This is a genomic window from Acinetobacter sp. ANC_7654, assembly GCF_056779855.1.
The window spans coordinates 133,966-150,376 of the sequence record NZ_JBWYIR010000010.1; the positions used below are offsets into that span (position 1 = coordinate 133,966).

The 16,411-nt window shown below is 37.8% G+C and carries 16 protein-coding genes; 6 read left to right on the forward strand and 10 right to left on the reverse strand.

Annotated features, from left to right (window positions below; all coding sequences use genetic code 11):
- From filC to filA, 3 genes are all read right to left on the reverse strand, one after another.
- Positions 1-1,209 carry a putative pilus system protein FilC gene (gene filC / locus AC1M86_RS11810; RefSeq protein WP_481590804.1) on the reverse strand — a complete coding sequence of 403 codons (1,209 nt, stop codon included), beginning with the start codon at positions 1,207-1,209 and terminating at the stop codon, positions 1-3.
- 65 nt (positions 1,210-1,274) lie between these two features.
- Positions 1,275-2,108, reverse strand: coding sequence for a putative pilus system C39 family peptidase FilB (gene filB / locus AC1M86_RS11815; RefSeq protein WP_481588027.1), 834 nt, complete (start codon positions 2,106-2,108; stop codon positions 1,275-1,277).
- A gap of 183 nt (positions 2,109-2,291) precedes the next feature.
- Positions 2,292-3,161, reverse strand: a complete 870-nt coding sequence (gene filA / locus AC1M86_RS11820; protein ID WP_092768589.1) for a putative pilus system protein FilA — start codon at positions 3,159-3,161, stop codon at positions 2,292-2,294.
- 246 nt (positions 3,162-3,407) lie between these two features.
- Between filA and pabB the strand changes: the two genes are divergently transcribed.
- On the forward strand, positions 3,408-4,754 hold the full coding sequence (pabB, locus tag AC1M86_RS11825) for an aminodeoxychorismate synthase component I (RefSeq protein ID WP_481590805.1): 1,347 nt from the start codon (positions 3,408-3,410) through the stop codon (positions 4,752-4,754).
- A 48-nt stretch (positions 4,755-4,802) separates the two neighbouring features.
- On the opposite strand, the gene hisC is transcribed toward pabB, so the two are convergent.
- Both hisC and hisD read right to left on the reverse strand, forming a co-directional pair.
- On the reverse strand, positions 4,803-5,894 hold the full coding sequence (hisC, locus tag AC1M86_RS11830; RefSeq protein ID WP_035268929.1) for a histidinol-phosphate transaminase: 1,092 nt from the start codon (positions 5,892-5,894) through the stop codon (positions 4,803-4,805).
- Positions 5,895-6,044: 150 nt separating this feature from the next.
- Positions 6,045-7,346, reverse strand: a complete 1,302-nt coding sequence (gene hisD, locus AC1M86_RS11835; protein ID WP_481608040.1) for a histidinol dehydrogenase — start codon at positions 7,344-7,346, stop codon at positions 6,045-6,047.
- A gap of 165 nt (positions 7,347-7,511) precedes the next feature.
- Here hisD and AC1M86_RS11840 point away from each other — a divergent pair, with 165 nt between their 5' ends.
- On the forward strand, positions 7,512-8,162 hold the full coding sequence (locus tag AC1M86_RS11840) for a hypothetical protein (RefSeq protein ID WP_481589567.1): 651 nt from the start codon (positions 7,512-7,514) through the stop codon (positions 8,160-8,162).
- Positions 8,163-8,203: 41 nt separating this feature from the next.
- Here AC1M86_RS11840 and hisG read toward each other — a convergent pair whose 3' ends face one another.
- From hisG to AC1M86_RS11865, 5 genes are all read right to left on the reverse strand, one after another.
- On the reverse strand, positions 8,204-8,914 hold the full coding sequence (gene hisG / locus AC1M86_RS11845; RefSeq protein ID WP_481590807.1) for an ATP phosphoribosyltransferase: 711 nt from the start codon (positions 8,912-8,914) through the stop codon (positions 8,204-8,206).
- 4 nt (positions 8,915-8,918) lie between these two features.
- The gene (gene murA / locus AC1M86_RS11850) at positions 8,919-10,178 is read right to left on the reverse strand and encodes a UDP-N-acetylglucosamine 1-carboxyvinyltransferase (protein WP_481608036.1); all 1,260 of its coding nucleotides are present in this window, start codon (positions 10,176-10,178) and stop codon (positions 8,919-8,921) included.
- Between the two features lie 7 nt (positions 10,179-10,185).
- Complete coding sequence (gene ibaG / locus AC1M86_RS11855; RefSeq protein WP_180000146.1) at positions 10,186-10,437, reverse strand: BolA family iron metabolism protein IbaG; 252 nt, start codon at positions 10,435-10,437, stop codon at positions 10,186-10,188.
- 142 nt (positions 10,438-10,579) lie between these two features.
- On the reverse strand, positions 10,580-10,912 hold the full coding sequence (gene hpf / locus AC1M86_RS11860; protein ID WP_035268921.1) for a ribosome hibernation-promoting factor, HPF/YfiA family: 333 nt from the start codon (positions 10,910-10,912) through the stop codon (positions 10,580-10,582).
- Between the two features lie 188 nt (positions 10,913-11,100).
- A complete protein-coding gene (locus AC1M86_RS11865) occupies positions 11,101-12,552 on the reverse strand; it encodes an RNA polymerase factor sigma-54 (protein ID WP_481590809.1) in 1,452 nt (483 codons plus the stop codon).
- 458 nt (positions 12,553-13,010) lie between these two features.
- Here AC1M86_RS11865 and AC1M86_RS11870 point away from each other — a divergent pair, with 458 nt between their 5' ends.
- From AC1M86_RS11870 to AC1M86_RS11885, 4 genes are all read left to right on the forward strand, one after another.
- Entirely contained in the window at positions 13,011-13,910 is a 900-nt protein-coding gene (locus AC1M86_RS11870; RefSeq protein WP_481588019.1) for an amino acid ABC transporter substrate-binding protein, read from the forward strand.
- Positions 13,911-13,979: 69 nt separating this feature from the next.
- Entirely contained in the window at positions 13,980-14,822 is an 843-nt protein-coding gene (locus AC1M86_RS11875) for an amino acid ABC transporter permease (protein WP_481588018.1), read from the forward strand.
- A gap of 1 nt (position 14,823) precedes the next feature.
- Positions 14,824-15,501: an amino acid ABC transporter permease gene (locus AC1M86_RS11880; protein WP_180028741.1), complete on the forward strand. Its 678-nt coding sequence runs from the start codon at positions 14,824-14,826 to the stop codon at positions 15,499-15,501.
- Positions 15,502-15,512: 11 nt separating this feature from the next.
- Complete coding sequence (locus AC1M86_RS11885) at positions 15,513-16,256, forward strand: amino acid ABC transporter ATP-binding protein (protein WP_481588017.1); 744 nt, start codon at positions 15,513-15,515, stop codon at positions 16,254-16,256.
- Positions 16,257-16,411 lie beyond the last annotated feature (155 nt).

The following is a 16,411-nucleotide window of genomic DNA, read 5'->3' on the forward strand; positions in this document are numbered from 1 at the left end:
TTAGCTTGCTTTTTTCTTACCGAAGCCAAGTATATCTAATGGGAACGATAGGCCGAGAGACACATCTGGAGAGTCTTCAGTTAAACCGATACCTATCGTTCCATTGACAATCGTCTTCGGACTAACACGTACACCGAGTGCCACCGCAAACATAGAGCTGGTCTGAGTCGCAGGCTCGTAATATTCACCTGTATCATATGTAAATTTGGTACCCATGTTCATCGATTGCTGATAAGACATGGTCAAGGAGACATCATAGTTAAATGAATATGCAAACCCGAACGAGAATCCAGCCGTAACACCGGGTTCAAAAGTATCTAAAACACGGTTACGCCCAGTTAAACCTTCACCTTGAGTATTTCCTCCCCCTCGGATTTGATTTAAGCCAGATTCTTTAAAACCATAATTTGTTGATACTGACGCAAACAATACAACTGGATCAATATATTTTCTTGTACTTGCACCAACACCAACTGAATAATACCCCTTACCTGTTGAGAGATCCGTCAAAGGATTAATTTCATAGGGGCTATCACCTGTTTTTGTCGATAGATTACCAAACAAAATAAGTGGCAAACGACCTTCTTTCAGTGGAAATGGCTCCCAACGCGCCCCTAAACTAATATCACCCAAACCAGCAGTGGTCGTATCTTTGACACTATCAGACTTTGCAACCAATGGAATTGAAGCGTTTAGCGTGATGTTATCTCTTAAACCATATTGCGCTGTGATGGTATTGGTAATCGTATGATTTGCATCTTCATCAATACGAAGTTGATACAACTGTCCTTCATCGATCGAAGCATTTATTTGTGAATCCCGATAGTACGAATAATCAAGATCATAGAACGTTGAAAACTCACCACGCTTAATCAGTGAATATTGTCGCTCATTAGAGGAAAAAACTTCCTGCAAGTTAGTCTCTTGCGTCGCATCACCTTCTTTTTGTTGGAGCGCATTTGCAGCCTGCCCTTCAACACCTGGCTTAAGAGAAGGTGTTGCATCAACATTTTCAGTAGATTCTGCCGTATAACTTGATTGTGCTTGTTCAAGCTGAGTCGCCGAACTATTTTCAGTATTATTTTGAGTATCTTGAGAAATATTCTCTTCTGATGGAGCTTCAACTGTTTCGGGTGCTGCATAGACGCCTGTGACAATCATTTGAATACTGATTGCGAGTAGCGTTCTTTTCGTCCATTGATTATTCATTTTACTTCCTACCACAATTCTTCATTATTTGGATTTTGTTTCAATTCAATTTAATTGCATTTAAATTACTTACGTTTATAGTAAAGCCGCATATATGTTGTAATGGGTTGATTATACGTTGGAGATTTGGGATCAAGATCTAATACTTTACGCATAGTTGAGGCTTTATCTGCGATTTTATTCATATAATCTGACGAAAATTGTGCATCAACTAAGGCGTAACGGTTAATTGTTGCATCATCGACATGTCTTAAATCTGTTTCTTGTAATGCCAATAGATCTTTCTGTTGAGATTCAGGAACGTTCACTAAAAATAAGGTATTGTTTTCCCAAATTTCTTTAAATCGTGCTTCATCAAAACTGATATTTCCTAATGCAGGGTCAGCAACATAAACCCTTCCATCTTTATATGCTTTGTATACAACAAAGTGCTTAAAACCTGCATAGTGAATTGGAACAATAGCAGGTTGTGTCTGTTTAATCAGGTCTTTGAATTCACCACGGTACCCCCCACTTTCATAACCTAAAGCAGTGACGAAGCGCTTCATATCCAATAATGAAAAGCTTCTACGCTCAATGATTCGATCATACTCGCCAAATCGCAACAATCCCTCCATGGTTTGTTGTTCTGTCAAATTTAGACCAGCGTGACCATTAAGAACTGTCGTCAACGCCGCAGAACCACAACTATAGTCATACGCTTGACGAACTATTCCTCTAAACTGATTTTCGATAGCCGGCTTGATAGCTACAGGTTCACGGTGATTTTTTGTATAAGATAGATGTCGTGAGTCTGCAATCTCACTGTAATAAACTGCTTCGCGTGGTTTTTCTTTAATTTCGAGAGCATGACTCGCAAAAAAATACATAATTGCAGAGCCTAAAGTAATTTCTATCATAATGTTAACTGTTCTAGTTCGGCGTACTTGCCTTTATGATTCTGTAGTTGGAGTTTGCACTCACATTTATTCTTATATTCAGAATACCTTTTTCATCCTAAAAATACAGTACTTTTACTTTTTAATTTCAAATTCGCAAAATTTAAAAAACGCGTGATCAACACGCGTTTTTTGTATAAAAACTTAGTGACCAGAAATTTTGATTGAAGTGCTACCCAAATTCAAACCTTGAACTTCGATTGAACCGATACTCTTATTAGCTTCACCTAAAGAAACTTTTTGGATGTAAGCATTCAATGGTGATTGAGCTGGGCTGATATATAATCCATCTTTTGTTACACCAATTTTGGCGTCAGCATTCAGGTTTTTACTGCCTGAACTTGTAACTTTCAAGCCCTCGATTCCAATGCTACCACCACCCGATGTAGATGTATCATTAATAGTTAAGCTTGTAGATAAACCACCAGTGATTTCAGAATCAACGACAATCATAGCGCCTTGAGGTGCATTACCTAATTGAACGTTTGCTTTGGTTGCACCCAATGATAATGTTAAACCTGTAATAATTTGTTTTTCAGAACCTTCAACAACACCACGAACATTGTCATCAGAACTGTAAGTGCCAGAGCTTGCAACCCCAATAGAACCAACATTGATGTCTAAAGCACCAGTTTCAGCAAGAACATTAAGTACCGCTTGACCACCAACATCTGCGGCATCAACTTTCAACGTTGCTAAGTTTTGAGTATTTCCAGTACCCTTTGAAATCGTTAAACCGTTAACCGTGATTGCACCAGCACCAATTGTTGGATCAGCAGTGCCAGCTGTATTAATGGTCGTATCACCGAATGTCAAAGCGCTATTTGTAAAACCATCATTATCATGAATATATAACTTATCGATTTCGATACCAGCAGTTGTATCAATGGCAATAGTAATACCATCTTGACCAGTCGTTGCGCTGAGTGATGCATCATCCATTGCCTGCATCGCCATAGCATTCACGCTCACCGCCATTGAAGAAACTAAAGCCAATTTTGTGAATAATTTCATTATGTACTCTCCCAAGAGCATTTTTTTCATTTTTTTGACTGCTCTCCGTGTTTCTGAAGTTTTTATAATTTAACGACTGAAACTTCATCCTTGAGCAGTTCGCTTTGCAGTATTAAGTTAACCTTATGTTATCTTATGATCAATATCTGTTAAGAAAATTCGACCTATTCCCGATAAATGGCATAAGTGTGAACTAGTATTAAATGGGTGATGCAAATTTTCTGAAAAGAGTGTAACAAGTCACAAATGGTAAGTGCTTCATTTTTTAAACAAAACTTAAAAATTTCAGGACTAAGTAAAGCTGATTTTTTGCAAAAAATTGGTTCATTGACAGGATTGGTATATCTTGAAAATCAGGATTTACCGATTATCGGATTTTTGCCAAAAAAATATTGCGTTTATATAAACGGCGGATTCAGTCAATTTGTGCGTTGCTCTGATTTTAATTATCAGTATGAAAGCCAATTTTCTTCACTCAAAGATTTTGTTCAATGTAGCGAAAATTCACTTCCAGATTCTGCAAGCCATTATTTCAGAGGCGGTTACATTGGTTACTATGATTATAATTTTGCAGCAAATTTTCAAATCAACACCAAGGTAAAAAAACAACCACAATTGTTTTTTGGCTTGTATGAAAGCTATTTGATTTATGAAAATAATGATTGGGTTTTCTATAGCACTGAACATAATGCCGAGTGCCTTTATACACGATTATTAGACTGTTTTCAGCAATCTAGTCCATCATCATTTCAACTCAGTTCACCCATGCAAGCACGTTGGACTAAACAACAATATCGAACTGCATTTCAACGAGTACAAGATTACATTGTTGCTGGGGATTGTTACCAAATTAACCTAACTCAAGAATTTGTAGCACAAGCTGAAGGTGAGCTACTGAGTATAGCTAAACCTTTTTGGGCACTCACAAATGCTCCTTATGCTGCTTATCTTAAAATTGATAACCTTGAACTTTTGAGCTGTTCACCTGAGTTATTTATCGAGTTTAGACCCAATAAAAAAATGATCACTAAACCGATCAAAGGCACCATGCCACGCTTTAAAGATCCTCAAAAAGACCAAGAATCAAAACAAACACTCATCAACTCTGAGAAAGATAAAGCCGAAAATCTAATGATTGTTGACCTTCTCAGAAATGATTTAAGCATTTATGCAGAAACTGGCACTGTCAAGACACCAAAATTATTTAACATTGAAAGCTTTAATCAAGTCCACCACATGGTCAGTGAAATTGAAGCGACGTTAAAATCCGATGTTCATCAATTAGATGTTTTACACGCAGCGCTCCCCGGCGGTTCAATAACGGGGGCACCCAAAATTCGAGCGATGGAAATTATTGAAGAACTTGAAGAGTCCCCACGCGGTGCATACTGTGGCTCTATTGGTTATTTCAATTTTGATGGTACTGGTTCTTGGAATATTTTGATCCGAACAATTCAAAAATATCAGCAAGATGTGTCTATTTGGGCTGGTGGTGGTGTCACAATCAGTTCAGATTGCGATGCAGAATATCAAGAATGTTTTGATAAGGTTGAAGCCATGCTAAAACTGATGAATCAATGGTACGAATCATAAAAAAGCGACCTATCTGGTCGCTTTTTCAACAACAAAAATTTGCAGCACTCACACTTTTAAAATGTCATTCTTCAAGGTGTCTACTAAACGTTGATTTTGTTCATCTGTACCAATGGTGATACGCAAATACTGATTAATACGTGGTTTATTAAAATATCTTACGATAATGCCACGCTCTCGCAATTCATTTGCAAGCTGACCTGCATCTTTGCTAGGCAGTGTTGCAAATATAAAATTTGCGGCAGAAGGCAACACATCAAACCCTAAGGATTTCAGTTGCTCAACTAACTTTATACGACTAGCAATCACTTTGGCATTTTGCGCTTCGAAATAGGCTTGATCCTCGAAAGACGCCACTGCAGCGGCAATCGCAAAACGGTCCATTGGATATGAATTGAAGCTATTTTTTACCGCTTCTAACGCTGCAATTAAATGCGGCTGTGCAATCGCAAATCCGACCCTTAATCCCGCAAGCGAACGTGATTTCGAAGTTGTTTGACAGACCACCAAGTTGTCATATTTTTCTACGAGAGCCACTGCAGATTCAGCACCAAAGTCTACATATGCTTCATCAATCACAACCACTGAATTTGGGTTCGATTGAAGTACTTCCTCAATTGCAGACAAACCAAGTGCAATACTGGTAGGGGCATTTGGATTGGTGATAATGATGCCGCCATTTGGTTGCTTATAGTCATCCACAACAATTTCAAATTTTTCGTTTAAAGGCAAAATTTGAGTTTTCACACCAAAAAATTGGCTATAAACAGGATAGAAACTGTAGGTAATATCTGGATAAAGAATTGGCAAATCTTGAACAAAAAATGCCTTAAAAATATGAGCTAAAACCTCATCAGAACCATTACCAACAAACACGTGTCCCACGGGAACATGTTGCTGTTTCGCAATTGCTTGCTTTAATTCCGATGCGTCAGGGTCAGGATACAAACGTAAAACATCCGCGCCATTTGCTAAAACTTGTTGTACCGCTTCTACAACTTTTGGAGATGGTGGATACGGGTTCTCGTTGGTATTCAATTTTAAAAGATTTTGGATTTTGGGTTGTTCACCAGGCACATATGGCTCTAGTTCACGTACTTCGGGACTCCAAAAACGCATTTGTTCTACTGTAATATTCATTTTTAAATTCTCTAAATTCCCCTCACTGACTAAGGAGGTTAGGGAGAGATTTTTTAATTACCCTCACCTAACCTCACTTGCATTTCGATTTCCAGCAATGCTTAAAAACAGATTTAGAGAGGAATATTCATACCAAATTTATGGTTTAAATTACTGATAACGATATCGCGCTGAACGAGCGTGAGCATCTAAGTTTTCTTGCTGTGCAAGAATATCTGCTGTTTTCGCTAAAGTTTTCACGCCATCTTCCGAACACATGATTAGGCTTGAACGCTTTTGGAAATCATACACCCCGAGTGGTGATGAAAAACGTGCCGTACCCGAGGTTGGCAATACATGATTCGGACCTGCACAGTAATCACCAATTGCTTCAGGCGTATAACGCCCCATGAAGATAGCACCTGCATGGCGAATACCTTCAGCCATTTCTTGTGCTTCATCTAAACATAGCATCAAGTGTTCAGGGGCAACTTGGTTGATCAATTCCACACCTTCGGCACGGTCTTTAACTAAAACAAGCGCACCACGATTAGCAATAGAAGTTCGTGCGATTTCTGCTTTAGGAAGTGCTTTTAAGTGCTCTTCAATTGCAATCGCGACATCATGAAGCAGTTGCTCGTCTGGCGTAATAAATACAGCTTGAGCAACAGTATCATGCTCTGCTTGAGACAGAAGATCCATTGCAAGCCATTCTGCATTATTGTCCCCTTCAGCATACACTAAAATTTCTGAAGGACCTGCAATCATATCAATACCTACCTGACCAAATACGGCGCGTTTTGCTGCTGCAACAAAACGATTGCCCGGTCCAGTGATCTTGTCTACTGCTGGAATAGTTTCAGTACCATAGGCCAATGCTGCAACCGCTTGCGCACCACCAATCGTAAACACTCGAGTGACACCTGCCAAATACGCAGCTGCCAACACCAATGGATTTAAATCACCATTTGGTGCAGGCACAACCATAATAATTTCAGGTACGCCTGCGACGTGTGCAGGAACTGCATTCATGAGTACTGATGATGGGTATGAAGCTAAACCACCTGGCACATAAATTCCAACACGGTCAAGCGGCGTCACTTTTTGGCCTAAGGTGTTACCCAAAGCATCAACATAGGTCCAACCATCTTGTTTTTGTGCCTGATGGAATTCACGGACACGATTTGCAGCTAACTCTAAAGCTTCTCGAACTTCAGTCGTTAAATGATCAAATGCAGCTTTAAGTTGGTCTTGTGTCAGTTCTAAATCTGAAAATTGATGCGCTGGATGTCGATCGAACTGTTGTGTGAGTTTGAGAACATGAGCATCACCATGTTGACGAACATCGGCAATGATTTGGTCTACTGTTTTTAAAAGTTCTGGGTCACTCACGGTTTCAAAAGCGAGCAAGTCAGCAAAGTCTTGCTTAAAATTTTGATCTTGAGTCGATAAACGTCGCATCAATTTATCCACAATGAAATTAAAGGGAAGCTTTAGTTTACCTGTTTTCTGTTGATTTGTGGGCATCTTCATTCAAGCAACCCAGATAGAAATGATTGAAAATAACTTTTGATTAAATTGAATTTTCTATTGAGCTCTGTTCTTATCATGATTTGATTTTATTCGGGGGAGTTTTAGATGAAAGAAATAGAAAAATATGTCGGTTACTATTTAGGTGTTTATGTCGTTGTTTTAGCTATTTGTGGATTCTTTCAATACTTTTATTACTGTCAAGGTCAATCATTGATTTGTGCTGTAAGTATGCATCGAATAAATACCATAATTACCACAACAGCTTATGTACTGACGCCAATAGTTGCTATTGTTGGTTTTCTTTCATGGAAAAAACAATTTAACTCCCAACAAATTTCAAAACTTTCTTTTCAAATTATCAGCTTACTAAACACCAACTATAGGGAACAGCTTAATTTATTATATTGGATTTCTGAAAGAAAAAACTCTTATGATGAGTTAAAATCTTCAGAAGACTTTAATCATAAAGTACAAGAAATTAAAGACAATACTGCCTATATTTACTCGTTAATATCAGATTTATCACGGTTTACTTTAGATAATCAATTAAATAGATTTCTTAATGATTGGAATCAAGGATGCAATATTTTCATATCAGATTTGAAAGTGCTAAATACAAAGCTAACGATAAATCAAATAAATTTAAAACTTAGAAAACATCCAGAATATGAAATTGATTTTATCCCAGTATATGTAAATCTAGATAAATTACAATTTCAATTAATAGAACAAATCAGAAAATACAGTCTTGTATAATAAAGAACCGCCCTTTCGGGCGGTTCTTAAAATCAACAAACTCAAGCAGTTTTCACTTGCTTTGCATTTTCTCGTTCATCCACCGCTTTTTCAAGCTGTGCAAGAATCGGATTAAGTAAGGCTTGCTTACGCTTAAAGCTCGCTTTGTTCACGATTAAACGAGAAGACACTTTGCAAATTTCTTCAAGAGGCTCTAAGCCATTCGCGCGAAGTGTATTACCTGTGTCCACGACGTCGACGATGTAATCACCCAAACCAACCAATGGTGCAAGCTCCATCGAACCGTAAAGTTTAATCACATCAACTTGCTCACCTAAGCTCGCATAGTATTGACGCGTCAAATTCACGTACTTGGTCGCGATCTTCAAACGACCTTTCGGACGCTCCATACCCACTTTGCCCGCTGTCATTAACTTACAGTTTGCAATTTTAAGATCTAATGGTTCATAGACATTTTGTGCACCATGTTCCATCAGTACATCTTTACCTGCAACACCAATATCAGCCGCACCATTTTCTACATAAGTTGGTACATCAGATGCACGTAAAATTAAAATTCGAACATGTTTATGCGTCGTAGGAAAAATTAATTTACGCGATTTATCTGGGTCTTCTAAAAGATTAATCCCTGCTGTTTCTAGCAATGGCAATGTCTCTTTTAAAATACGACCTTTACTTAATGCTAAGGTTAAACCATGATCAAAATTGCCCATTACGTCAAAATTAGGATCATCGTTTCTCATATCGCTCATTAACTTACTCGCTCACTCGCTTAATTTGGGCACCTAAACCTTGTAATTTTGCTTCAATATCTTCATAACCGCGATCAATGTGATAAATACGGTCAATTAAAGTCTCTCCTTCAGCAGCTAAAGCAGCCAAAACTAAAGAGAATGAAGCACGCAAATCTGTTGCCATAACAGGTGCAGCTGAAAGTTTTTCAACTCCTGTTACAACTGCATCATTACCTTCAACCTGAATATTAGCGCCCATACGTGACAATTCAGGTACATGCATAAAACGGTTTTCAAAAATCGTTTCTGAAATTGTTGCAAACCCACGACCGATTGCATTGACCGCCATCAATTGTGCTTGCATATCTGTTGGAAAATCTGGATGAGGCAATGTACGGAAACTAACAGCCTTAGGACGCTTACCCATCATATCGAGTTCGATCCAATCATCACCGCGCGTAACTTCTGCACCCATTTCTTCAAATTTATCCAACACTGATTCCATCAGCAATGGATCTGTATGTGTCGTTTTAACTCGTCCACCCGTAATAGCAGCAGCCGCTAAATAAGATCCTGTTTCAATACGGTCAGCAACAACTGAATACTCACAACCATGCAAACTTTCTACACCAGTGACGATTAATGTATCCGTATCTAAACCTTCAATCTTCGCACCCATCTTAATGAGCATTTGTGCAAGATCAGTGATTTCAGGTTCACGAGCCGCATTACGGATGGTAGTAACACCTTCTGCTAAAACAGCAGCCATGAGGATGTTTTCTGTCCCACCTACAGTGACCATATCGAAAACAACTTCACCGCCTTTTAAGCGACCATCAACTTTTGCATTGACATAGCCTGCTTCGACTTCAATTTCCGCACCTAAAGCTTCTAATGCTTTTAAATGCTGGTCAACAGGACGTGAGCCAATAGCACAACCACCAGGTAAAGATACTTTTGCACTACCGTAGCGCGCCAGTAATGGGCCAAGCACCAAAATAGACGCTCGCATAGTCTTTACGAGTTCATATGGTGCAAATTGATTATCAAGGGTTGAAGTATCAGCGACTACAGTGTCACCTTCATACTTCATGGTAATCCCAAGACCTGCAATTAATTTTACAAGCGTATGAACATCTTTAAGCTTGGGTACATTTCTGAGCGTAATTGGTGTTTCAGCAAGAATCATTGCTGCTAAAAGTGGCAATGCAGCATTTTTTGCACCAGAGATGCGAACTTCGCCTTCTAGTCTTTTACCACCAGTGATTAGAAATTTATCCATTTATTCCTTAAGCTCCGAAAAGACTAGCTTTGCGCCATTCTTCTTTTGTCATTGCGCGTATGGTTACAGCGTGAACTGCACCACTTTTAATATATTCGTTAAGAGGAGCATAAACTGCTTGTTGACGAGCAACTGTTCTTTTACCTTCAAACAGATCATCTACAATACGGAGGTCAAATTTCCCACCTTGTCCACTTACAGCAACATCAGCAGAAGGGAAAGCAGCTTTTAAGATTTCAGTGAGCTGTTCACTATTCATTGCAAAGACCTCTCATGGGACGATCGATTGTGTAAAAACGGATTATTTTACTATAACTCATTCAATGAATTCATCTGCTATACAATTTATCTATAAAAAAAAGAGGCAATATACCTCTTTTTTTATTTTCAGCTACAGACCGTCATATAGGCAGCGGCTGAAAAGCCATTTGCATTTTACGATATCGCATTAACTGTCTTTTTATTTTCTCAGTTAATTTTTTAATTGATGCATACATATCATCGCCAGATGCTTGAGCAAAAAGTTCGACGCCGGGTAAACGCACGATTGCTTCAGCGATATGATTCGAACTTCCTTTTTTCGAACGTTTATCGACTTGGTGATCCTTTGTGAGTTTCACCTGCATACTATTGACCTGATCAAGGTGCTTGGTCATTTCGGCGAATTTACAACGAATATTCTCTTCTATTGCAGGAGTAATACTTAAATGATGTCCACGAATTGTTATTTGCATAATCCTATCCCTCTCCTTCTAAAGGATTTGATTGAGTTAAGCCATGTGATTGCATGACAGAACATTCAACATAGAATTATTCTGCAAATTTAAGTCATGAAATCATGCTGGCTAAACCTCGTGTAACTAAAAAAAAGAGATTCATTATTTCGTCATAATGAACCTCTAGAATAATCACACTTCAAATTTCAGATCAAGACTTTTCGATCGGATGATGCAGGAATATGTAACGATTCGCGATATTTTGCGACTGTACGACGTGCAACATCGATACCATCCTCATTTAACAACTTAGCTAAACTGTTATCAGATAATGGTTTTCTTGGGTTCTCTTCAGCAATCAACTTTTTAATTTTTGCTCGGATCGCAGTTGAAGACGCTTCACCACCTGACGTTGTTCCAACATGGCTTGAGAAAAAATATTTAAGTTCAAACAATCCTCTCGGAGTAAGCAAATATTTATTGGTGGTTACACGAGATACTGTTGATTCATGTAACTCAACCTCCTCCGCCACATCTCTCAACACCAAAGGTTTCATTCCTTCAGCACCCAACTCTAAAAAATCTCGTTGATGCTGAACAATACATGTCGCTACTTTTAAAAGCGTTTTATGGCGCTCATCTACACTTTTAATAAAATTTTTAGCATCAAGCATTTGATTGCGTAAATATTGATTATCTGCACTTTGATCAGCTCGACGAATCATATTTGCATAATAAGGATTGATGCGTAATTTTGGCAAAATATCCGGATTTAAGTGCACATGCCAACTGTCATTTTTCTTTGCCACCACCACATCAGGTACCTGGTAATCAGATTCTTTATTCTCAAACATTAGACCTGGATAGGGTTGTAATGATTTTAAAAGTTGTATTGCTGCTTTTAACTGTTCAAGTTTAAAACCTGTTTGCTTCAGTAATTTATTTAGGTCATTGGCAATCAATAATTCATAATGCTGCAATAACAATAACGCGTCATTACGGCATGGTAAGGTATTAGGCAAAACTTGAAGCTGAACATATAAGCATTCCACAAGATTGCGTGAACCAACGCCAATCGGCTCTAGTCTTTGAATATGTTTCAACACCACTAAAATTTCATCAATCTCAACATCTTCTTCAATATCCATCTGTGCGAGTAAAGTCAGCACTGCGTGGTGAATTTCTTCAACGCTCTCATCTAAAAAGCCTTTTTCATCCAAACCATCTACGATGCAATAGGCAATCAAAAGATCAGTTTGGGAGAAATTTAGGAGATTAACTTGCTCTAAAATATGATCTTTCAGTGTATTTTGAATTGAACGATTATCCTCACGTTCTTCATATTCTGGTAATTCCATTGATGATGATTGATGAGTATAGACATCATCCCATTCAGTATCTACAGGTAAATCATTTGGTAAATGATCTGCATTTAATTCTCGAGTAAGATCACTAGCAGACTGCTCCTGATTCAACTCCTCCAAACTTTGCATTGGGGAATCGTCTTCCACTTTCTCAAGTAAGGGATTACTATCCAACTGCAATTGAACTTCTTGCTCCAACTCTAAGCTGGATAATTGTAAAAGTCGGATCGCTTGTTGGAGTTGGGGTGTCAAAGACAAAGAATTGGATACTTTTAGTCCTAACGCTAATTTCATTAATCATTACCCCCTAACATCGTTATTATTTAAGCAATAATCATGCCTACAATTCTTATAACATAAGTTTCAAGTGTTAGGTTAATCAATTAGTCTTAATTGTTAATAACAAATAAGGATAAAATACATTATAATTCAACCACTTTTTTTTAATTAATATTCAAAAAAAATATGAACACTCAAGTTTAAATTAAAAAAATAATTTTTTAGCGTTATCTGCAGTTATAGTTGATTAAAAATAAATCACTTACTCATGATCAAGGTTTTATAAGCTCATGATTTGTTTCACGTTGATCAAAAAATCTAAATTCATTCGAATTTCGATTATTTTTTATTCTTTACTTATTCTCATAGAAAGTATAAAAATAATTAATAGCTTATTTTGAATAGATTTCAACCAAATTTGAGAACTGTCAAAATTATAAGAACGATATATTAAAAGACATGGAGATTTCTTGATGAAAAGTCTATCTGGTAAAGTCCTTCTCAGCGCATTAGGCTTCATCATCGCTGGCGGAACAATGAGTCAAGCCAATGCCACTGACACCATTGCGAAAATCAAAAAAAATGGAAAAGTGATCATCGGGTATCGTGAATCTTCTGATCCAATCTCATATATCGTGGGTGGTAAACCTATGGGATATGCCATCGATATCTGTAATAACGTAGCTAACGAATTAAAAAAAGACTTAAAACTCCCCAACTTAAAAGTTGAATATAAAGCGGTTACTTCCTCCACGCGAATTCCTGAAATGCTCGCTGGAAACATTGATATGGAATGCGGGACGACAACCAACTCTGTCCAGCGACAACAGCAAGTCAACTTCTCTACAAATTACTTTGCCACTGAAGTACGTATGGCAGTCAAAGCTTCAGCGCCTTTCAAAGATTTAGGTGATTTAAATGGTAAAGCCGTTGCCACAACGCAAGGAACAACCTCGGATAAATATATTAAAATGGGTGCACGAGGAGAAAAAATAAAAGTTACCAATGTCTATGGTAAAGATCATGCTGATTCTTTTGCAATGGTCGCTTCGGGACGTGCAGCTGCATTTGTTATGGATGACAATATTCTTGCAGGGCTCATTGCCAAATCATCAAAACCTCAAGATTTTAAAATTGTAGGTCCAGTCCTTTCGTCAGAACCTTACGGAATTATGCTGCCTAAAGGGGATGCCAAGTTTAAAGCGATTGCAGATCGTGTGGTAACTGGAATGTGGAAAAATGGTCAAATGGATACCCTTTATAAAAAATGGTTCTTATCACCTATTCCACCACGCAATATCAATCTAAACATGCCTATGAGTGGCTCATTTAAAAAATTAAAAGCATCTCCGAATGATGCAGGGATTAAATAACAAAAATTATGAGGGCTTAAATAGAAACACTTAAGCCCTTTTTTCTCATAACCATTGCAGGGAATTTCAATGGCTGTTGGTTCTTTAAATTGGACGTCATTTTGCTTGGCATCTAACGAATATGGCGTTGATAAAAAAGATTGGGCTGAGTCTATCTGTAGTGCGATTGGAGGTTCAAGTTATTCAGCTGTTGCTGATGCACCGACTTGGTTACAAATACTTGGATCAGGTATTTGGACCATGATCTGGACTGCTGTCATTGCCTTTTTCATCGCATTTTTACTTGGTTCACTTATTGGCATTATGCGTACATTACCCAATAAGTTACTTTCATTCATTGGGACTTGTTATGTAGAGTTATTCAGAAATATACCCTTAATTGTTCAATTATTTTTCTGGGCATTCGTTTTCCCTCAACTTCTACCATTGAGTATGAGTACTGGAAGTGGTGAAATGGTTTCTGGCGGATGGTGGCAAAATATTTTAAATAATAATCCAGCAATTATTGGTGTATTTGCGCTGGGTCTATATACCGCTGCAAGGATTGCTGAGCAGGTTCGAGCAGGTATTAATACCGTTTCACAAGGTCAAAAAAATGCAGCTTATGCGATCGGTTTAAATTTAAACCAAAGTTATCGTTATGTCATTCTGCCAGTGGCTTATCGAATCGTTTGGCCAACACTAACATCGGAAGCAATGAATGTATTTAAAAATTCAGCCGTGCTTTTTGCCTTAAGTGTTTTGAATTTTTTTGCATATACCAAAACAATGCGAGAAGAAACCTCTCAAGACGTGGTCATTTTAATTCTTTCAACACCTGTTTACCTCATCATCACTTATTCAATTAAATACCTGATGGCATGGATTGAGAAACGGATGGCTGTACCAGGTCTAGGTTCGGGAGGTAAATAAAATGGACTTTAGTGTTCTAACTCATCCCGATGTCGTTGCAAGTTTGATCGCTGGTTTTAAATTTACAGTTACAGTAACCATTCTTTCGATTATTGGTGGAATTCTTCTTGGTACACCAATCGCGATGATGCGTCTATCGAATAATAAAATTGCCAGTGGATTTGCAAAATTTTATGTCGACTTTTTTCGAGGTGTTCCCCTCATTCAAGTTATTTTTATCTTTTACTTTTTACTTCCTAAGTTTTTCGATTTCCAATATCACACCTATTGGGGACCTTTATTTTCAAGTGTAGTAACCTTCGCCATTTTTGAGGCTGCCTTTTTTTCAGAAATTGTCCGTTCTGGCATTCAATCAGTTTCTAAAGGACAAGTGAATGCAGGTTACGCCTTGGGGTTTAATTATCGCCAGACGATGTCATACGTAGTTTTACCCCAAGCTTTTAGAAATATGTTACCCGTGATATTGACGCAATCCATTGTTCTTTTTCAAGATGTGTCTTTGGTTTATGTCATCAGTGCACCAGATTTCTTAGGCAATGCAAATACTTTAGCTAATACCTATGGTTCGGAAACCAAAGCCGTTTTCTATCTAGTTGTTGCTGTCGTCTATTTTGTCATTTCATTTGCACTTTCACGACTAGTTAAACGCTTACATCAAAAAATAGCCATTATTCGATAAGGAGAATCAAAATGCCAATGATTGAAATTCAAGATGTATCCAAATGGTATGGAGATTTTCAGGTACTTAGCGAATGCTCAACCACTATCAACAAAGGTGAAGTTGTCGTTGTATGCGGTCCATCTGGCTCAGGTAAATCCACACTTATTAAGACAGTAAATGCTTTAGAACCTATTCAACAAGGAAATATTATCGTTGATGGTACCGCTTTAAAAGACTCTAAAACGAATCTAGCAAAATTCAGATCTAGAGTAGGTATGGTATTTCAACATTTTGAACTTTTTCCTCATATGACTGTGTTAGATAACCTAACAATAGGACAAATCAAAGTACTTAATCGCTCAACTGAAGAAGCTAAAATAAAGGCCTTACAATATTTGGATCGAGTCGGTTTGACAGCACACAAAGATAAATTTCCAGGACAATTATCAGGTGGTCAACAACAACGTGTCGCGATTGCACGTGGTCTTTGTATGGACCCAGTCTGTATGCTTTTTGATGAACCCACTTCCGCATTAGATCCTGAAATGGTCGGTGAAGTGCTTGAAGTCATGAGCCAACTTGCAAAAGAAGGCATGACGATGATGTGTGTTACGCATGAAATGGGATTTGCAAAAAAAGTTTCAGATCGAGTGATATTTATGGATCAAGGCAAAATTCTAGAAGATTGCCCGACTGATGACTTCTTTAATAAGCCACAAGAGCGACATGAAAGAACAAAGTATTTTTTAGAGAAAATTTCAGCAGTACATTAAATATTAGATTAAATCCGAAAATTTCGCGATAACTACTTAAATTATTTTCAAATTCAATTTTTTGATATAAAAAAACACCCCCTTCTATTGAAGGGGGTGTTTAGAATAATGAGCTGGCGATGACTTACTCTCACATGGGTAACCCCACACTACCA